This window comes from Mycobacterium sp. NGS22 (assembly GCF_059813095.1).
The window spans coordinates 151,211-170,176 of the sequence record NZ_JCALDY010000004.1 but is presented as its reverse complement, the minus strand read 5'-3'; the positions used below and the strand labels follow the sequence as shown (position 1 = coordinate 170,176).

The window sequence follows — 18,966 nt, the reverse complement described above, 5'->3', positions numbered from 1 at the left end:
ATTCGGCTGACCCCCCGCCCGGGGAAGACGTCGCCGGCCGAAAGAGGCACACCGTGGACACCACCCCTCCGCTCGAGTGGACAACCGGTCACGAGTTCGCCGGATTCAGGATCAACCGGGTGCTGGGGGAGGGCGGGATGGGCGTCGTGTACCTGGCGACACATCCACGGTTGCCGCGCGAGAACGCGCTGAAGGTGCTGCCGGTGCACTTGAGCGACGACCCGGTCTACCGCGCGCGGTTCGAACGGGAGGCCGAGGTGGCGGCCGGCCTGTCACATCCGCACATTGTGCGGATCCACGACCGTGGCGAGTACGAGGGCCGGTTTTGGCTGTCGATGGATTACGTGGCCGGTACCGACGCGGCGCAGCTGCTGCGCGAGGAGTTTCCGGGCGGAATGCCGTTGCACGATGTCCTGGAAATCGTCGCCGCGGTCGGCTCGGCTCTGGACTACGCGCATCACGCGGGTCTGCTGCACCGCGACGTCAAACCGGCCAACATCTTGCTGGCAGAGAGCGACGGTCAGCCGCGGCGCATTTACCTGGCCGATTTCGGCATCGCGCGGCGCATCGACGACGCCAGCGGGCTGACCGCGACCAACATGACCGTGGGCACGGTGAACTACTCTGCTCCCGAGCAGTTGAGGGGCGAGCCGATCGACGGGCGCGCCGACCAATATGCGTTGGCCTGCACGGCGTTCCATCTGCTGACCGGGACACCGCCCTACGCCGACTCCAATCCCGCCGTGGTGATCACTCACCACGTCAACGCCCCGCCGCCCTCGATCGGAGTGCTGCGGCCGGACCTGGCGGGCCTGGATTGGGTGTTCGCTGTCGCGATGGCCAAGGATCCGTCCCGACGGTTCGGCAGCTGCACCGAGTTCGCCGAGCAGTTGGCCTGGCAGTTGGGCCCGGGGCGCGCCTACGCGAGCGAGGTGCCGTCCGTCACTCATGCCCGATACCCCCAGAGCGCATACGCCGTGACGTCACCGGGACTGACCCGCGCGGCGCCGATCGCCGCGACACCACGGCGCAGGCGGGGCGCTGTGCTGGTCGGCGCACTGGTGGGCATCGCGCTGTTGCTGATCGGCGGCGTTTTCACCACCGTGCAACTCACCTCCGGCGACGGGTCGGGTGTCACAGCCCCGTCGAAGGCTGCCGCGCCGACCAGCACGTCGCCGCCCAACACCGGTCCGTTCACCGGCGTCTACCAGGTCGCCTTCGGCGTGGTGACCGGCATCGACGGCCAACCCGCGGAAAAGCACGTCACCCCGACCACCGAACTGTGGGCGGTGCGTTCGGTGTGCCGGGTTGACGGATGCGTCGCGACGGCGTCCCGTCTGGACGGCAGGACCATGCAGGTGCCGACGATGGTGCTCGACGAGGTCGGCGGCAGTTGGGTCGCGGTGAGTGTCGGCTCGAGCACTTGCGGGGACGTCGAGGGCGAGGTCTGGGATATGTTCACGCTGCAACCACTTGCAGACGGAACCTTCGCCGGGGAGGCCGTCGAGACCATGAGCAAAGGCTGCTCCAACAAACGCACCGTCACGTTCACCCGCACCGGAGACGTCGGACTCGACACAGTGCCCGACCCGGCCACGCTACCGCCCCGGGTGGTCTCACCCGCGGCCAATCTGCGCGGCCGATATCACCAGACATCAACGCAGCCAAACGGTTTCACCGAGCAGAAGGACTACGTCGCCCGCACGGACTGCCTGCGCACCGGTGAGCGCTGCGTCAGCCTGTTGCACACCGCGCCGGCGACGGTCCTGGTGCTGCTGTACACCGACGGAACCTGGGTCTATGAGCGTGAATTCGATGCCAAGTGCTGGAAGGGCGGCACGGCGCACGTGAAAGTCACGGTGCCGTTCGCGATGCCGCAACCCGTACAGGATCCGGTTACGCTGCTGACCGGTCACGGAAGGATGGAGGTGACGGGCGCCGCGTGCCCCAGCACCGATGTCGACGTGAAGTTCACCCGCACCGGTGATTAAGGTCGCTGCCGCGACCCGCGAGGGTCCGCAAAATGTATGGCGTGGCACGGGTTTTCCGGCATTTTGCGGACTCTCGTGCACTCAGCCTCCCCAGCAACCCGACGCCATTGCCCGAGACACCGTACTCGGACTACCCGTTGGCGAGAATCTGCTGCTGTGCGGCCGGACTGAACTGGAACCGGCGGCCGGTGACGATCTCCGGAATCACCCGCACATAGTGCGATTTGACAGACCCCGTCCACGGCAGCACCTGCGCACGTTCGGCTTCCGCAATTTCCTCATCGCTGCGGACCGAACGCGCGGTGCCCCGGACGATCACACTCCAACCCTCTGCAACATTGTGGTCGTCGACCTCGAAGACCACGTGGTTGTTGATGGCGGTGCTCACCAGCTTGGTGCCGCCGGCGGTGCGAAACAGGATGGTCTTGCGTTGGACGGCGTAGTTGACCGGGAAGATCTCGAGCCGACCGTCCGCGGCCGTGACCAGTCGCCCCAGCGTCGCACCCGCCAGCAGATCCCAGCATTCTTTCGCCGAAAGGATGGCGCCACCGCTGTCGTCGTGGATTCGATGCGTCATGCCGTCAGGCTATGGGACGACACCGCTCCCGCACACCTGGCGAAAGTCCTTTTCCGACGGGACGAAAGGTGTCGGTCAACCGGCAGGTTGCGACGTCATGGGCTCGTCGTGTCTCCGGTCTTCCGTGTCGAGGCACGGCGCACCCAGAACACAATGACGCCCAGCGCAAGTACCGCGATGCCGGTGACCGCCGAGGCAGCCGGCAAGGCGAACGCGAGCACTCCGCAACCGATGAATCCCACCACCGGTATGACCCGCGGCGGACGCCCTTCGTCCACCCGCAGCGTGAGCGCTGACGCGTTGGTGATCGCGTAGTAGACCAGGACCGCAAACGACGAGAATCCAATGGCGCCACGTAGATCGAGGGTGGCCGCGAGGATCGCAGCGACCACGCCGACAGTGACCATCGCGCGCGCCGGCACTCCGAATCGCGGGTGCACGACGGCAAGCTGATGCGGCAGATGTCGATCGCGAGCCATCGCCAATGTCGTGCGCGAAACACCCATCAGCAGCGTCAGCAATGAACCGAGGGCGGCCAGTGCCGCGCCGACTCCGACCACGGGCACCCACCACGAGGCGCCGGTCACCCGCACCGCCTCCGCCAACGGAGCCGATGCCGCAGCCAGCCGTTTCGGCCCCAGCGCCGTCAACACGGCGACAGCTACGGCGGCATAGACCGCCAAGGTGATCGCCAATGCGATCGCAATCGCTCGCGGGATGGCGCGAGCCGGGTTGCGCACCTCCTCACCCAACGTCGCGATACGGGCGTAGCCGGCGAATGCGAAGAACAGCAGACCCGCCGACTGCAGCACCCCGCCGGGTGAAAGGCTCTCAGCTAGAGCAAGATTCGCAACCTCGCCGGTCCCGCCGAGCAGCACCGACAGCACCACCCCAGCGAGCACCAGCAGCACCGCGCCGACGATGCCCCGGGTCAGCCACATCGATTTCTGCGCACCTAGACAGTCGACCACGACCAAACCGGCCACAGCACAGACCGCGACCGCATGGGCGTGCTGTGGCCACACATACCATCCGACGGTCAACGCCATCGCCGCACACGATGCGGTCTTGCCGGCCACGAAACCCCATCCGGCAAGGTATCCCCAGAACTCGCCCAGGCGCCGGCCCCCGTAGACGTAGGTGCCACCCGAAGCGGGGTACAGGGCCGCCAGGCGCGACGACGATGTCGCGTTGCAATAGGCCACCACCGCGGCCACCGCCAGCCCGACCATCAGCCCCGCGCCGGCGGCGTGCGCCGCGGGCGGCAGTGCGGCAAAGATTCCCGCGCCGAGCATCGAACCCAGTCCGATCACCGCCGCATCGCCGACACCCAGACTGCGCCGCAACGCATCACCCGCGCCGCGGCCGGGCAGGTCACCGCTCGTCACGTCGCCAACGCTACGGACGCAATCAACGCCTCGCAGCGTTGACGTGGGTGTAACAGGATCGCCATCGAATCCTCCTACGGTGGGGCGGTCTAGCGCCCGTGGCGCCTTGAGCCACGGGCCCGATCGAGCATCGATAGGAACTCAATGAGCGGAAACGCGGTCCGCCTGCAGGCGATCAACAACGTCGAGGCATACATCCCTCCGGCAGTCAGTTTCGTGGCCGGCGAGACCCCGGGTGAAATTTTCGGCTCGAATGTCTTCACCAAGGCAGAGATGCAGGCACGGCTGCCCAAGTCGGTGTACAAGTCCATCATGGCGACCATCGAGAAGGGCGCCAAACTCGACCCGGCCGTCGCCGACACCGTCGCGGTAGCAATGAAGGACTGGGCACTGGAACACGGCGCCACCCACTACGCGCACGTGTTCTACCCGATGACGGGGTTCACCGCCGAAAAGCACGACAGCTTCCTGGAACCCGTCTCCGACGGCCAGACGCTGGCCGAATTCGCCGGCAAGACTCTCATCCAGGGCGAGCCGGACGCGTCCAGCTTCCCGTCGGGCGGACTGCGCAGTACGTTCGAGGCGCGCGGTTACACCGGCTGGGACGTCACCAGCCCGGCCTACATCCTGGAGAACCCGAACGGCAATACACTCTGCATCCCAACCGTTTTCGTGTCGATGACCGGCGAAGCGCTGGACTACAAGACACCGTTGCTGCGCAGTCAGCAGGCCATGGGCGTGCACGCGGAACGGATCCTGGCGCTGTTCGGTCACACCGACCTGAACAAGGTGGTCTCGTTCTGTGGCCCGGAGCAGGAGTACTTCCTGATCGATCGGCACTTCTTCCTGGCCCGTCCGGACCTGATCAATGCCGGACGGACGGTTTTCGGTGCCAAGCCGCCCAAGGGCCAGGAGTTCGACGACCACTACTTCGGGGCGGTGCCCGAACGTGTGCTGGGCTTCATGATGGACACCGAGCGGGAGTTGTTCAAACTCGGCATTCCGGCCAAGACCCGCCACAACGAGGTTGCGCCCGGACAGTTCGAGGTGGCGCCGATGTTCGAGCGGGCCAACATCGCCTCCGATCACCAGCAACTGTTGATGACGATCTTCAAGACCATCGCCAAAAAGCACGGCATGGAATGTCTGTTCCACGAGAAGCCTTTTGCCGGTGTCAACGGATCCGGCAAGCACGTCAACTTCTCGGTGGGCAACTCCGAATTGGGCTCGCTACTGGTCCCCGGCGATACACCGCATGAGAACGCCCAGTTCCTGGTGTTCTGCGCGGCGGTGATCCGGGCCGTGCACAAATTCGCCGGGCTGCTACGACTTTCGGTCGCCTCGGCGACCAACGACCACCGGCTGGGCGCCAATGAGGCACCACCGGCGATCATTTCGATCTTCCTCGGCGAGCAACTCGCCGACGTTTTCGAGCAGATCGCCAAGGGCGCCGCGACGTCGTCAAAAGGCAAGGGCACCATGATCATCGGTGTGGACACCCTGCCGCACCTGCCCACCGACGCCGGCGACCGCAACCGTACCAGCCCATTTGCGTTCACCGGCAACCGATTCGAGTTCCGGGCACCCGGCTCAGGGCAGACCGTCGCCGTGCCGATGATCATCCTGAACACGATCATGGCCGACTCGTTCGACTACCTGGCCACCATCCTGGAGCAGGCCGTCGCCGACGGGGTGGACTTCGACGCCGCGGTGCAGACGTTGCTGACCGACGTCATCACCGAACACGGTGCCGTGGTGTTCAACGGCGACGGGTACTCGGAGAACTGGCAGATCGAGGCGGCCGAGCGCGGACTCCCCAACCTCAAGACCACCTTGGACGCCATCCCGGAATTGATCAAACCGGAAGCAATCGAGGTCTTCGAGAAATACGGCGTTTTCAATGAACGTGAGCTGCGCAGTCGCTACGAGGTCCGGCTGGAGCAGTACGCACTGACCATTGCGGTCGAGGCGAAGTTGGCGCTGGAGATGGGGACGACGGTCATTCTGCCGGCAGCGGTGCGTTACCAGACCGAGCTCGCGCAGAATGTCGCGACGCTGAGAGCCGCCGGTCTGGAACCGAGTACCGCTGCGCTGGAAGCGGTTTCGACACCCCTTGCTGATCTCACCACCGCGTTGGCGACGCTGAAGTCGGCGTTGTCGGACCACGCGGCGACATCGGCGCTAGAAGAGGCAACGCACGCCCAGCAGGAGTTGCTGCCGGCGATGGAGGCGGTCCGCTCCGCGGCCGACGCCTTGGAAGGCGTTGTGGCCGACGACCTGTGGCCGTTGCCGACCTATCAGGAGATGCTCTACATCCTGTGACCGTCGTCGGGTGTGGGGGTCGCCCGCAACAGCGGACCTGGTGATTCGCGATCCCCCGCCCGGCGACCCCGGCCGGCGACGCACGCGCGGCCGGGCGGCTCAGTCGGCGTGCGGTTGCCCGTCGGGCAATTCGGTGGCCCAGGTGCTCGGCATCATCGGCACGGTCGGTGCGCTGTTGAAGGAGTCGGCGGCCAGGGTGGTCAATCCGGCCGCGTCGCGGACTCTGGATTTCGTTGCGGTGCCGGTGAATCCAAGTCGTCCGGCACCGCTGGTGGACGCCGTCAACTCGTCGGCCGGAGGTTCCTCCGGCGTCCAGTCCGCAGTGTTGTCGAGGGTGAGGTACTCGTCACGGTAGCCGCGGTTCTTGACGTCGCCACGACGACGACGACGGGCCTTCGCCTGCGCAGCAGCGGCCGCCGATGCGGCGCTTGCCGCGGAGATCCCCGATGCCGGTGCACTCGCGGTCACCTTGTTATGCAGTGCCGGACCCAGGGTGGGGCCGGCGCCGGGTCCGCCCACCAGATAGGCGAAACCTTGGAAGCCCGAAGCTGGGGGAGCGGTCGCAGTAGCCGTCGCGGGAGCCTGTGCCGGGAGGCTGCTTGGTGCCGGCACCGCACCGGCGGTGGTCACCGTCGGCGTGACGCTGACTACCGGCATCACCCGCTGGTCGGCGGCGACAGCGGGAACCTCGGCGATCAGCTCGGCGGGAACCTCGGCGACCACGGAGATGGTCGAGAGCGCCAGCGCGAGCGGAATCACGCCGAACGGACCCGCGGCGGCGGCGTACATCGGTGTCCCCATCACCCCGAAAACCGCCGCGTAGGCAAAGACGTAGAACAGCGGCAGCCAGGTCACCGCCGCTTCGGCGGGGTTGGCGGCGAAGTCGGTGATCAACTGCACCACGGTGCCGAGCGGGTCGGAGATCAGACCTTTGAGCGCCCGGTACATGCTGGTGAAGTGTTCGGACCCGGACAACAATTCTTCGATGGGGTCGGCGGGCGCTGTGGTCGCGGGTTCCGCGGGTGCCGCCTCGGCGGACAGAATGTGTGGCGACTGCTCGGTGGGTGTCACCGCCGCCAGCGCGGATGACGAAATCGCTTCGTACACAGTCATTGTGGTGGCGGCCTGAATCCACATCCGGACATAGTCCGCCTCGTTCAGCGCGATCGGGATCGTGTTGATCCCGAAGAAATTCGTCGCCACCAGGACGCCGTGCACCACGTGGTTGGCGGCCAGTTCGGCCAGCGTCGGCATCGCCGCCAGCGCAGCCGAATAGGCCCCGGCGGCCACCTCGTGTTGCGCGGCAGCGCTGGCGGTTTTGGCGCTCATCTGGGTCAACCAAGTCAGATACGGCACATGTGCGGCGGCGTACCGCGCGGCGGTCGGTCCTTCCCAGGAACCTCCCTGCACCCCGCCCAGCAGGGCGGACAACTCCGCCGCAACCGCCGCGTATTCGGCACTGAGACTGTTCAACGCCGCGGCGGCGGCCAACAAAGATCCGGGTCCCGGGCCGCTGCTCAGCAGGGCCGAGTGCACTTCGGGTGGCGCGGCTATCCAGACAGGAGCGATCATTGCGGCCGGTCCGAATTGGGTTGGCTGATAGCAGATATATCGTGCGTCATCGGTGTCCGTCCAGGAAGCAACGCAGGCGTCCCGATCTCCTTAAGTATGGCTATCCTTACCTTATTGCACGCGAGTATTGCACAACCCCGACCCGACCGCCGGGCAGACCCACTGTTCGCATGCTGATCGTTCGCTCTGATCCGGTGACCTCACCGCGATAGGGTGGCCCCGCGAAGATGCGCTTCCGGATGCGACTGCGAACCGCACCCTACAATCACCCAAACCATTAGCCTTATGCCTGGCTTGTCGCCGTGTGTTCGTTTCCCCACAGTGGCAATCGGCCAAGGCGCTGTTGATCAGCTGCCCGGAAGGCGGGTGAGGAGTCGGCGATGGATGACAGTACCGAGGGTTCCCGGGAGGGAACGCGGTTCGGGCCGTATCTACTGCGACGCCTGGTGGGTCGCGGCGGCATGGGCGACGTCTACGAAGCCGAGGACACCGTCAAAGAACGGATCGTCGCGCTGAAGCTGATGTCGCAGTCGCTGTCGATGGACCCGGTGTTCCGTCAGCGCATGCAGCGCGAAGCCCGCACCGCGGGACGGCTGCAGGAACCCCACGTGGTGCCGATCCACGACTACGGCGAAATCGACGGGCAACTCTACGTCGACATGCGCCTGATCGACGGCAAGGATCTCGCCGCCATTCTCAAGCGTTACGGACCACTCACCCCACCGCGTGCGGTGGCCGTGGTGCGCCAGATCGGATCGGCGCTCGACGCCGCGCATGCGGCCGGGGTGACGCACCGCGACGTCAAGCCGGAGAACATCCTGATCAGCAAGGACGACTTCGCGTACCTCGTCGATTTCGGGATCGCCAGCGCGACCTCCGACGAGCGGTTGACGCAGCTGGGCAGCACCGTGGGCACTCTCTACTACATGGCTCCGGAGCGATTCAGCGAGGCCGAAGTGACCTACCGGGCCGACATCTACGCATTGGCGTGCGTGTTGCACGAGTGCCTGGTCGGCTCCCCGCCCTACCGCGGCGACCAGCTCAGCGTGATGGGCGCACACATCAACCAGCCGATTCCGCGGCCCAGCGTCGCCCGGCCCGGCGTGCCGAGCGCCTTCGACCAGGTGATCGCCCGCGGAATGGCCAAGGACCCCGCCGACCGCTATCCCACCTGCGGCGATTTGTCGGCGGCCGCCTATGCGGCGCTCGCCACGCCTGACCAGGACCGCGCCAGCGACATCTTGGAGCGCAGCCAGGTGGCCTCGCTGCCGCCCGCGTACGGCGGGCCGCCGCCCCCCGGCTTCACCCCGCAGCCACACCCGTCGATGACACCGGGCCCGGGGTGGACACCGCCGCCCGGGCCCGGGTCAGGTCCGATAGCGCCCGTGCCGGCGCAGTGGGGCGGTACCCAGGGCTGGCCGCCGGGTACCGCCGGCGTGCCGGCGTGGGGTCAACCTCCTTCCAGGCCAACAGGATTGCTGCGCAAACCCTGGCTATGGGCGGGGCTGGCGGTCGCCGTCGTCGTGGCCATCGCGGGTGGTCTGATCATCGGCTTCTCCGGCACCAATCGATCAGCGCCGCAGCCGACCTACCAGTCGTCGGCCACGCCCACCGTCGAGCCTGATGCGGTCCAGCTCAAAGTCCTCAACGACGGCGTCTTCATCGGCAGTTCGACGGCGGTCGCGACAATCGACATCTTCAACGAACCCATCTGCCCACCGTGTGGGGCCTTCATCAGGTCCTACGCAGGTGACATCGACAACGCCGTCGCCGGCAAGAAGCTCGCCGTGCGCTACCACCTGCTCAACTTCCTCGACGAACAGTCGCATACCAAGAACTACTCGACGCGCGCCATCGCCGCCTCGTATTGCGTTGCAGCGCAGAATGATCCGAAGGTCTACACCGGTTTCTACGACGCCATTTTCGGCAGCGACTTCCAGCCGCAGGAAGGCGCGTTGTCCGACCGCACCGACATCGAACTGGCGAACCTGGCCCAAACCGTCGGAGCGAACACCACCACCACAAACTGCATCCGGTCACGCAGCGACCTGGGCACCGCCCAGGTCAAGGCCGCGAACGCCAGCACCAGCCTGGCCGGCTTCCATGCCAGCGGCACCCCGTTCGTCTGGGACGGCAGCGGGGGCGTGGACCTGCAGAACCCGAACTGGCTGACGAAGCTGACCGGCTGATGTCTCGACCCGTAACTCCTGACTGCGAGGACCAATGACTGACCGAATCGAAATCCAGCGCACCATCGCGGCTCCGGCGGCGGACATCTTCGCGGTGCTGTGCGATCCCCAGGGCCACGTGGCGATCGACTCGTCGGGCATGCTGCAGGACGCCGATGGCGGACCGGTCCAAGCGGTCGGCGACAGTTTCGTGGTCCATATGGATCGCGAGTCGCTGAATGATTTTCCGCAACTCGGCAATTACGACGTCACGGTCGAGATCAGCGAATTCGAACCGGACCGGCTGATCGCGTGGACGATCCTGGGTCAGATCCGGCCCCAGATCGGCCACGTCTACGGGTACCGGCTGGAACCGGCCGGCTCCGACGGCACCGTGGTCACCTCGTTCTACGACTGGTCTGACATCGACCAGAAGTGGCGCGACGCGGGGATCTTCCCCGTCATCTCCGAAGGCGCGCTGCGGGCGACGCTGGGCATCCTGGACCGAACCGTGCGCCGCGGTTATCCCCGCCGTAGCGGCACGACGTAAGCTCCGAGACGGCGTCCTCGCAGGTCAACCCGGGTCTCGCCGAACGCGTAGGACTACTCATTCGCAGTCCGCCGCGAACCGGGCATCCTGGTCGAATGCCCTTCGCCACATTCCTGCCCCTTCCGGCTGCGGTTTCCGAGGCGGCGGTGCGCGGACGCGACCGCGCGGTCGACGTCGCGCGCCTGACCGCTCTGGTCGTCGTCATGTTCGGGCATTGCGCGCTGTTGCTGGCCACCATCGACTCCGACGGGGTACAGATCGGGAATCTGCTCGGCGCGCTGCCGACAATAGCCCCGGTCACCTGGGTGGTCCAGGTGATGCCGCTGTTCTTCCTGGCCGGCGGTGCGGCCGGCGCCTACGGCTGGCACTCGGGCACGAAGTGGGGCGTGTGGTTGTTCACCCGCGCCCAGCGGTTGTGCCGGCCGGTGTTCTGGTACCTCGCGACGTGGGCCGCTGCCCTGGTAGTGGTGCAGGCGACCCTCGGAGCGGAATCCGCGGCGGGACTCGGTCGCGAGTGCGTGGCGCTGCTCTGGTTCCTCGGCGTCTACCTGGTGGTGCTGGCCTTCGTGCCGATGATGACTCGGATGCGCTCCGGGCGCGTGGTCGCGCTGGTGGTGGTCGGCCTGCTGGTGGCCGCTGCCGCGGTCGACGGGATCCGGTTCGCGGTCGGCACCGCCGAATCCGGTGTCGCGAACTTCGTGATCGTGTGGCTGATCCCGGTAGCGATCGGTGTCGCCTACGCGCGGCAGTTGATCGGTGTGCGCGCAGCGATCGTCGCGGCGCTGTCGGCGCTCGCCGCGCAGGTTGTGCTGGCCGTCACCGGAACATACGAGGTGTCGTTGGTGGTGACCGGTACCGAGCGGATCTCGAACGTGTCCCCGCCGACGCTGTTACTGGCGCTGCACTGCACCTGGATGTCGTGCATGTTCGTCGCTGTCGCGGGTCCGGTCCGCCGTTGGGCCGAGCGACCCAAGGTCTGGCGCGCGGTCATGGTCGGCAACGGCGGCGCGATGACTCTTTACCTGTGGCACATCCCGGCGATCGCGGTGGCCACCTTCGCCCTGCATGCCGTCGGCCTGGATGCCTATGACGTGCACGCACCGGGGTTCTGGGGGCTGTTGGCGTTGCGCGCCTTGGTGTTCGCCGCCGTCATGGCTGTGACCTTTCGCCTGCTGTCGCCGCTCGAACATCGGCGGCTGCCATGGTGGGACGCGCCAGTCGAACCCGGCAGATGGTCGGGGGTGGCCGGGGCGCTGGTCTGCGCAGCCGGCATTGCGCTGGTGCTGCTGGCGAAGAACGGCTTGGCCGGGGTCGACGGGTGGACGGCACTCGGCGGTTTCCTGACGGCCGCGGCGGCCGCACGGCTCAGCGTCGGCCGACGGGTACCGGCGATCAGCTAGGCCGCGCCATCACCGAGTCGGGTGCTGCCCAGTCGGTCGATACCTTTCGGTGCTGGATCAGCCATGTGTGGCCGTCCGGTACCAGAATGTCGCGATAACGACCGAAGTGGTCGAGCCCGACGTGAGTTGCGACCGTGAAGTACGACGAGACCTCGGCACGTTGCGGAGCCAGGTCGGTGAACCACACGTTGGTCAGGATGTGCCGGACGACGGGTTTGACGTCCGAACCGGTGGTGGCGACGCCACCCGCAACGTTGCCGAGAAACGCCGCGATGCCGGACCGGCCGCGCAGCGGTTCCATGCCACGAACCTCGAGAACACCGTCCGCGCAGAACGTTTCGGCCAGGGCTGTCACCCGCCCGGCGTCACCCGACCAGTTGTACCGCGCGAGGGTATCTCTGATCTGTTCGCGGGCAACCAATTCCCAGAGTTCCACGTCTTGCTCCTCTCACCCGAAGGGACGGTTCTCGCGCACACCGCGGTACAAACCCGAGCGGACGATCCCCGGCATCACCACCCGCTCGACCGCCCAAGCGGGAAAGCGGAACGCATGACCGGTGGGGAAGAAGACCTCTAACCCATCGGGCTGGATACCCACCAACGAACCCCACCGCCGATGGGGGGCACGGAAAGGCCGCAACGGGCGCCCGGCGAACGCGGCACGAATGTTGCTGGCCACCAACGCATCTCCGCGGTTTCGGGCCGAGCTGCGCAGCGGATCGGTGGCGGCGACGTCGCCGACGGCGAACACGTCCCGATGCCCGGGAGCCCACAGTTCCGGTGTCACCCGGACGAATCCGCATTCGTCGAGCAGTTCGGGCGGCAACCATTCGGTGTTGGGGCGCACCCGGCCGATCGCCCAGAGCACGGCGTCGGCGACGGCCGGGGTCTGTCCGGTGCTCCAGCGAACGGGGTCACTGGTGATCTCGTTGCCGGTGAAACTGTCGGTGATCACGGCGCGGTGCCCAGGATGCAGGCCCACCTCGAGTCCGGTCAATCGGGCATGGACGCGGTTCCAGATACGCGGGTGGTACTCGCGCAGCGGGCGGTCCCCGGGAAAGTACAGGTCGATCTGCTTGTCGGGCCACGTGGTGGCCAGGTTGACGGCACTGCTGACCGCGGCCGCTCCGCCGCCGATGACGGCCACCGACTTCGCGGTCATCAGCCGCTCGTGGGCGGCGTAAAGCTGCACACCCACATCCGCAGGCGACTGCAGCGTGGGCTGACGCCAGAACCCGTTACTGACCCCGGTCGAAATGACCAGCGCGTCAAAACATTCGGTGACGACCGTGCCGTCGGCGCGTCGGGCCGCGACGGTGCGGCCTGTCAAGTCCAGCCCTGTCAGCGTCGCTTGGACGGTGCGCACCCGGTCCAGTCCCCGGAAGCGGTCGAACGGTATCCAGTAGTCACGCGCCCAGTCATCGGGACGGGCCAGCCTCACGCCGAGCTCCTGCCCGCTGACCAGCCCGGGTTTCGCCGAGATTCCGACGACGTCGGCATGCGGAGCCAGCCGGATCGCGGTCAACAAACCCACGTCGCCCAAGCCGGCGATGACGACGCGCTTGCGACTCATGCCGGGACGTGCCGCGGTGGTCGCGGCACGAAGCGGGGCACCCGGTCCATGACGTGTCGATATTCGGGCCGGCGCTCGAGACTGCGCGTCTCCATCATCGGGATGCTGGCACCGAGGAACATCCCCAGCATCGCCAGCGCCCCCAGGATCTGCCACCACGCGTCCGACGGTGCGACGGCGACTCCGAACAATGCCAGGGAGAGCCAGAAGGTGAACTCCCCGAAGTAATTCGGGTGCCGCGACCAGCTCCACAGTCCCTGGTCCATCACCTGGCCGGGGCGCCGGTTCGCCACGAACCGGTGCAACTGAACGTCGGCGACCAATTCGAGGGTCACCGCGGCCAGCCCGACGACGAAGGCCGTCACCGTCAGCCACCGCATGTCACTGCCGGGACGGGTCACGCAGACATACACGGGCAGCATCGCGGCGAAGACCTGAACCGTCGGGATGAGGTGGATCGCGACCAGGTCGACAACGAACTCCCAGCGCCCGGCGCGCTCCCGGAACATTCCGTAGCGCCAGTCCTCGTGATGCAGTCCGGGAAACCCGTACCCCCAGTTGGCGGTCAACCGCACCGCCCACACCGTGACCAGTACCGCGACCAGCCAACACCGCAGCTGGTCCACGCCGGACTGGCTCCACCAGTAAAAGGTCAGCAGCGGCGGAATGACGCTCCAATAAGCGTCGTAGAAACTGGAATTGCGATACCCGCGGCTGAACGCGAACACTACCAGGGTCGCCAGCACGTCGGCGACGAACGTGTCCAGCCAGAGGCGTCCGGTGGTCGGTCCCCATGCCAGCCAGACGGCGGCGACGCCGACCGCGACCACGTATGCGACGGTCACCAGCGCCAGCGAACGCGTCTTGCTCATCACCGGTTCATTGCTGCGACTGTGCTTTTCGAGAATCTCGTCGGCGCTGAGAAGCCATCGGGTCTCCTTGCCCATGCTGCCCGGGAGGCCCCGGTCGGGCAGACTGTAACACGTTCTAGTACAGCGACCGGTGACGTCAGGGCACGGGGGACTCGTTGGTCACGGCCTGATAGCCGCGGGCACCGGCCCGGTCCACCGCAGCCTTGACCACGCCGAAGATCAGTCCTTGCAGGCCGGCGCCGATCAGCGCGGAGCGCATGGAGTTGCTGAGATCCTTGGGATCGGGCGGCGCGGGTTCGTCGTTGCTGAATCGCTTCCATACCTGGCTGAAAACGGCGCCGGCCAGCAGCCCACCGGTCACGCTGGTGACGATCGACAGCGGCATGTACAAGGTTTTCGACTTCGCGCTCATGACAATCCTTCGTTTCCGGACGGTTGCTTAATCAGATACCCGGCGACGACGCCGTCGAATCGGCACCGAACGTCGGTCGGGCATCGGCATCGGCGGCGTGAACTCGTGGTTAATCGGTGCGCTCGAGCCGCAACACGACCACGGCGCGACCCTCGACGGTGATCTTGCCCTGCGGCGGCAGCGGATCGTTCTGCTCGACTTGTCCGTCGCCGGTCGCGGTATCGAGCACGGGAATCCAGTTCGGCCCGAATTCGTCAGGGGGAAGGACGAAATCGATCGGCTCGTGATGGGCGTTGAAGCAGAGCACGAAGGAATCGTCGGTGATGCGCTGACCGCGCGTATCGGTGCCCGGAATGCCCAGCCCGTTCAGATACACCGCCACCGACTTGCCGAAGCCGGAGTCCCAGTCCTCGTCGCTCATTTCCGAGCCGTCGGGGCGGAACCACGAAATGTCCGGTATGCCCGCCGAACCGCGGTGGCGCACCGGGGCGCCGGTGAAGAAGCGCCGCCTGCGAAACACCGGATGCTCGGCCCGTAGGGTGGTCACCGCACGGGTGAACTCGATGAGCTCGGTGTCGGCGTTCTCCCAATCGATCCAGGTCAGTTCGGAGTCCTGGCAGAAGCCGTTGTTGTTGCCGTTCTGGGTGCGGCCGAGTTCGTCTCCGTGACAGATCATCGGAACACCCTGCGACAGAATGGTTGTCGCCAAGAAGTTGCGTTGTTGGCGGGCGCGCAGCGCGTTGATCTCGGGATCGTCGGTAGGGCCTTCGGCGCCGCAGTTCCACGACCGGTTGTGCGACTCGCCGTCGTTGTTGTCTTCGCCGTTGGCTTCGTTGTGTTTCTCGTTGTAGGACACCAGGTCTCGCAGCGTGAAACCGTCGTGCGCGGTGACGAAGTTGATGGAGGCCACCGGCCGTCGCGCGGTGTGCTCGTAGAGGTCGGCCGAACCGCTGAGCCGGGACGCGAACTCGCTGAGGATGGCGTCCTCACCGCGCCAGAAGTCGCGGATGCTGTCCCGGAACTTGCCGTTCCATTCCGTCCACTGCGGGGGGAAGTTGCCCACCTGGTAGCCGCCGGGGCCGACATCCCACGGTTCGGCGATCAGCTTGACCTGGCTGACGACCGGATCCTGTTGCACCAGTTCGAAAAACGTGGAAAGGCGATCGACGTCGTAGAACTCGCGGGCCAGTGTGGAGGCCAGATCGAACCGGAAGCCGTCGACGTGCATCTCGGTCACCCAGTAGCGCAGCGAGTCCATGATCAGCTGCAGGGTGTGCGGATGCCCGACGTTGAGGCTGTTGCCGGTGCCGGTGTAGTCCATGTAGTACCGCTTGTCGTCCTCGACCAGCCGGTAGTAGGCGGCGTTGTCGATCCCGCGCATCGACAGCGTGGGCCCCATGTGGTTGCCTTCGGCGGTGTGGTTGTACACCACGTCGAGGATCACCTCGATGTTGGCTTCGTGCAGGGTGCGCACCATGGCTTTGAATTCCTGCACCTGCCCGCCCGGATTGTTGCTGGCGGTGTACTTGAAGTCCGGGGCGAAGAATCCGATGGTGTTGTAGCCCCAGTAGTTTGACAGCCCCTTGTCGATCAGCGTCGAGTCGTTGGCGAAATGGTGCACCGGCATCAGCTCGATTGCATTGACGCCCAGGTTGGTCAGGTGTTCGATGATCGCCGGGTGCGCGATCGCCGAGTAGGTGCCGCGGATTCGCTCGGGGATCGCCGGGTGGGTCTGGGTGAGGCCCTTGACGTGCGCCTCGTAGATGACGGTGTCGGCGTATTCGTGACCGGGCGGCCGGTCCACCCCCCAGTCGAAGTACGGGTTGATCACCACCGACTTGGGCATGTTGGCGGCCGAGTCCTCGTCGTTGCGGCTGTCGGGATCGCCGAAGTTGTAGCTGAACAGCGACTGGTCCCACTGGAAGCTGCCGTCGATCGCCTTGGAGTAGGGGTCGACCAACAGCTTGTTGGGGTTGCAGCGCTGACCGTTGCCGGGATCGTAGGGGCCGTGCACCCGGAATCCGTACCGTTGGCCCGGCTCGACGCTGGGCAGAAAGGCGTGCCAGACGAATCCGTCGACCTCGGGCAGCGCAATCCTGGTCTCGTTGCCCTCGTCGTCGAACAAGCACAGCTCGACCCGTTCGGCGACCTCGCTGAACACCGCGAAATTCGTCCCGGATCCGTCGTAGGTCGCGCCCAGCGGGTAGGCCTTGCCGGGCCAGACTTCGGGGCGCTCTTCCGGACCGGTCCTGTCGCCGGCGGTGCCCTGCGAACTGCCAATCGTGACCACCGTGCCTCCTAGATGTGGGTGTCCGATCCGGACCGCGACCCCCGCCTGTATATCCGCTGCAAGGGCGACCTAAGCATGAGATGTCTCTCAATGCCGCACGCATTACCGCCGGCGCGGCGGCGTCGCCGTCAAGGTGGTGCGTGCTGCGTGAATTCGCCTGCGCCGACGGCGGTTTCGGGCTCCCGCACAGCTCGTCGTCTCCCTGGATGACGACCGACGAATGGATTGCGACACGGTCACGGACGGGTACCTATTGTCAGCTCAACGGTCACAACGGTCACAACGGTCACTATCGTCACATCAACCCACTGCGGACGTCAATTCGGGCGTCCGACCCTGGAAAGGTGCGACATGTCGGCGATTCCTCGCTACGTTTCGGTATCGCTGGCAGCGACGGCCACGATCGGGCTGCTGCTCCCGACCGTCCTTGTCCCGGGGCTGACACCCAACGCGCATGCGCTGCCGTGCAGCGCGCCCGAAGCCAATGTCCCGCCGCCGGCCAACGCGGTGGTGACCAACCCGGGCGGCAAGGTGCTCGGCCCGATGAACAAGCGGCCCCGCGGTGCGAATGATCGCGCCCCGCTGCCGCGGGTGGGTCCGCTGCAGCGCGTCCAACAACCGGGTCAGCGGTATTCCGCGCCGCTGCAACAGCAAGCGCTGGTCCCCGGCGCCAACCCCGCGCCGCCGGCCCCGGCGCCTCCCGCGGCCGGCCAGCAGCCCCCCGCCGGACAGTTGGCCCCCGAGGCAGCCGTCCCGCCCAACCCGGCGCCGGCACCGGCCGTACCCGAGGGCGCACCGGATTCCGGTGCTGCTCTCGGAGGCTCGAACACCGCGCTGGTCGAGTGGGTGACCGGTCCGGAAGGCCCGAACAAGACCCTCGAGCGCTTCGGCATCTCCGGTACCGATCTCGGGATCCTCTGGGACAACGGTGATCCCGCCAACCGCCAGGTGCTGATGGCCTTCGGCGACACCTTCGGCTACTGCGCCGTCAAGGGCGACCAGTGGCGCTACAACGTGCTGTTCCGCAGCACCGACCAGGATCTGTCCCACGGCCTGCACGTGTCCGCCGGCGACCCGTCCAACCGATACGCCGGGTCCCCGACACAACAGCCGGGCTTTTCCCGACAGGTCATCAACAGCATCAAATACGCGAAGGAAGAGACGGGAATCATCCCGACCGCTGCCATCTCCGTCGGAAAGACGCAGTACATCAACTTCATGTCCATCAAGGACTGGGGTCGCGACGGCGAGTGGTGGACCAACTACTCCGGGATCGCGATGTCCACCGACAACGGCCAGAACTGGGCTGTCTACCCGGGCACCATCCGCGCAAACGGACCCGATGCCGCGCGGGTGCCGTACGTCGAGGGCAACGAGAACTTCCAGATGGGCGCCTACGTCAAGGGCGGTGACGGTTACCTGTACTCGTTCGGAACTCCGAATGGTCGCGGTGGGGCGGCGCACTTGTCGCGGGTGCAGCCGCGCTTCATCCCCGACCTCACCAAATATGAGTACTGGAACGGGGATTCGAATTCCTGGGTGCCGAACAAGCCGTCGGCGGCCACACCGGTGATCCCGGGTCCGGTCGCTGAGATGTCGGCCCAGTACAACACCTACCTCAAGCAGTACCTGGTGATGTACACCAACGGCGCCAACGACGTCGTGGCAAGGACCGCGCCGGCGCCACAAGGACCGTACAGCCCGGAGCATCTGCTGGTTTCGAACTTCCAGATGCCCGGCGGGGTCTACGCGCCGATGATGCATCCCTGGTCGACGGGCAAGGACGTGTACTTCAACCTCTCGCTGTGGTCGGCATACGACGTGATGCTGATGCACACCACGCTGGGGTAG

14 protein-coding genes are annotated in these 18,966 nt (G+C 66.3%); 6 read left to right on the top strand and 8 right to left on the bottom strand.

Features of this window, described 5'->3' with window-relative positions:
• The first annotated feature begins 53 nt into the window (after positions 1 to 53).
• The gene (locus AC5Y47_RS05300) at positions 54 to 1,991 is read left to right on the top strand and encodes a serine/threonine-protein kinase (protein WP_499942660.1); all 1,938 of its coding nucleotides are present in this window, start codon (positions 54 to 56) and stop codon (positions 1,989 to 1,991) included.
• Between the two features lie 130 nt (positions 1,992 to 2,121).
• Here AC5Y47_RS05300 and AC5Y47_RS05295 read toward each other — a convergent pair whose 3' ends face one another.
• A complete protein-coding gene (locus tag AC5Y47_RS05295; RefSeq protein ID WP_499942659.1) occupies positions 2,122 to 2,568 on the bottom strand; it encodes a pyridoxamine 5'-phosphate oxidase family protein in 447 nt (148 codons plus the stop codon).
• 95 nt (positions 2,569 to 2,663) lie between these two features.
• Complete coding sequence (locus AC5Y47_RS05290) at positions 2,664 to 3,863, bottom strand: APC family permease (RefSeq protein WP_499942879.1); 1,200 nt, start codon at positions 3,861 to 3,863, stop codon at positions 2,664 to 2,666.
• Positions 3,864 to 4,100: 237 nt separating this feature from the next.
• Between AC5Y47_RS05290 and AC5Y47_RS05285 the strand changes: the two genes are divergently transcribed.
• Entirely contained in the window at positions 4,101 to 6,278 is a 2,178-nt protein-coding gene (locus tag AC5Y47_RS05285; protein WP_499942658.1) for a glutamine synthetase III family protein, read from the top strand.
• Positions 6,279 to 6,377: 99 nt separating this feature from the next.
• Here AC5Y47_RS05285 and AC5Y47_RS05280 read toward each other — a convergent pair whose 3' ends face one another.
• On the bottom strand, positions 6,378 to 7,850 hold the full coding sequence (locus AC5Y47_RS05280) for a PPE family protein (RefSeq protein ID WP_499942657.1): 1,473 nt from the start codon (positions 7,848 to 7,850) through the stop codon (positions 6,378 to 6,380).
• 380 nt (positions 7,851 to 8,230) lie between these two features.
• Here AC5Y47_RS05280 and AC5Y47_RS05275 point away from each other — a divergent pair, with 380 nt between their 5' ends.
• From AC5Y47_RS05275 to AC5Y47_RS05265, 3 genes are all read left to right on the top strand, one after another.
• Positions 8,231 to 10,039: a serine/threonine protein kinase PknE gene (locus AC5Y47_RS05275; RefSeq protein WP_499942655.1), complete on the top strand. Its 1,809-nt coding sequence runs from the start codon at positions 8,231 to 8,233 to the stop codon at positions 10,037 to 10,039.
• A gap of 34 nt (positions 10,040 to 10,073) precedes the next feature.
• Positions 10,074 to 10,568, top strand: a complete 495-nt coding sequence (locus AC5Y47_RS05270; RefSeq protein ID WP_499942652.1) for an SRPBCC family protein — start codon at positions 10,074 to 10,076, stop codon at positions 10,566 to 10,568.
• 95 nt (positions 10,569 to 10,663) lie between these two features.
• The gene (locus AC5Y47_RS05265) at positions 10,664 to 11,968 is read left to right on the top strand and encodes an acyltransferase family protein (protein ID WP_499942650.1); all 1,305 of its coding nucleotides are present in this window, start codon (positions 10,664 to 10,666) and stop codon (positions 11,966 to 11,968) included.
• Here AC5Y47_RS05265 and AC5Y47_RS05260 read toward each other — a convergent pair.
• From AC5Y47_RS05260 to glgX, 5 genes are all read right to left on the bottom strand, one after another.
• The gene (locus tag AC5Y47_RS05260; protein ID WP_499942647.1) at positions 11,961 to 12,404 is read right to left on the bottom strand and encodes a nuclear transport factor 2 family protein; all 444 of its coding nucleotides are present in this window, start codon (positions 12,402 to 12,404) and stop codon (positions 11,961 to 11,963) included. The two genes, AC5Y47_RS05265 and AC5Y47_RS05260, sit on opposite strands and share 8 nt — an antisense overlap.
• Before the next feature lie 12 nt (positions 12,405 to 12,416).
• Positions 12,417 to 13,541: an FAD-dependent oxidoreductase gene (locus AC5Y47_RS05255; protein WP_499942645.1), complete on the bottom strand. Its 1,125-nt coding sequence runs from the start codon at positions 13,539 to 13,541 to the stop codon at positions 12,417 to 12,419.
• Positions 13,538 to 14,413 carry a DUF1295 domain-containing protein gene (locus tag AC5Y47_RS05250; RefSeq protein WP_499942642.1) on the bottom strand — a complete coding sequence of 292 codons (876 nt, stop codon included), beginning with the start codon at positions 14,411 to 14,413 and terminating at the stop codon, positions 13,538 to 13,540. The genes AC5Y47_RS05255 and AC5Y47_RS05250 overlap by 4 nt, the downstream gene beginning before the upstream one ends.
• A 136-nt stretch (positions 14,414 to 14,549) precedes the next feature.
• A complete protein-coding gene (locus tag AC5Y47_RS05245) occupies positions 14,550 to 14,825 on the bottom strand; it encodes a DUF4235 domain-containing protein (RefSeq protein ID WP_499942640.1) in 276 nt (91 codons plus the stop codon).
• Positions 14,826 to 14,934: 109 nt separating this feature from the next.
• A complete protein-coding gene (gene glgX / locus AC5Y47_RS05240; RefSeq protein ID WP_499942876.1) occupies positions 14,935 to 17,106 on the bottom strand; it encodes a glycogen debranching protein GlgX in 2,172 nt (723 codons plus the stop codon).
• 360 nt (positions 17,107 to 17,466) lie between these two features.
• Between glgX and AC5Y47_RS05235 the strand changes: the two genes are divergently transcribed.
• Positions 17,467 to 18,966: a glycoside hydrolase family 183 protein gene (locus AC5Y47_RS05235; RefSeq protein WP_499942637.1), complete on the top strand. Its 1,500-nt coding sequence runs from the start codon at positions 17,467 to 17,469 to the stop codon at positions 18,964 to 18,966.

Coding starts and splice junctions, on each gene's coding strand:
- AC5Y47_RS05295 (WP_499942659.1), bottom strand. CDS start 2,568: ATGACGCATCGAATCCACGACGACAGCGGTGGCGCCATCCTTTCGGCG.
- AC5Y47_RS05290 (WP_499942879.1), bottom strand. CDS start 3,863: ATGCTCGGCGCGGGAATCTTTGCCGCACTGCCGCCCGCGGCGCACGCC.
- AC5Y47_RS05285 (WP_499942658.1), top strand. CDS start 4,101: ATGAGCGGAAACGCGGTCCGCCTGCAGGCGATCAACAACGTCGAGGCA.
- AC5Y47_RS05280 (WP_499942657.1), bottom strand. CDS start 7,850: ATGATCGCTCCTGTCTGGATAGCCGCGCCACCCGAAGTGCACTCGGCC.
- AC5Y47_RS05275 (WP_499942655.1), top strand. CDS start 8,231: ATGGATGACAGTACCGAGGGTTCCCGGGAGGGAACGCGGTTCGGGCCG.
- AC5Y47_RS05270 (WP_499942652.1), top strand. CDS start 10,074: ATGACTGACCGAATCGAAATCCAGCGCACCATCGCGGCTCCGGCGGCG.
- AC5Y47_RS05265 (WP_499942650.1), top strand. CDS start 10,664: ATGCCCTTCGCCACATTCCTGCCCCTTCCGGCTGCGGTTTCCGAGGCG.
- AC5Y47_RS05255 (WP_499942645.1), bottom strand. CDS start 13,541: ATGAGTCGCAAGCGCGTCGTCATCGCCGGCTTGGGCGACGTGGGTTTG.
- AC5Y47_RS05250 (WP_499942642.1), bottom strand. CDS start 14,413: ATGAGCAAGACGCGTTCGCTGGCGCTGGTGACCGTCGCATACGTGGTC.
- AC5Y47_RS05245 (WP_499942640.1), bottom strand. CDS start 14,825: ATGAGCGCGAAGTCGAAAACCTTGTACATGCCGCTGTCGATCGTCACC.
- AC5Y47_RS05235 (WP_499942637.1), top strand. CDS start 17,467: ATGTCGGCGATTCCTCGCTACGTTTCGGTATCGCTGGCAGCGACGGCC.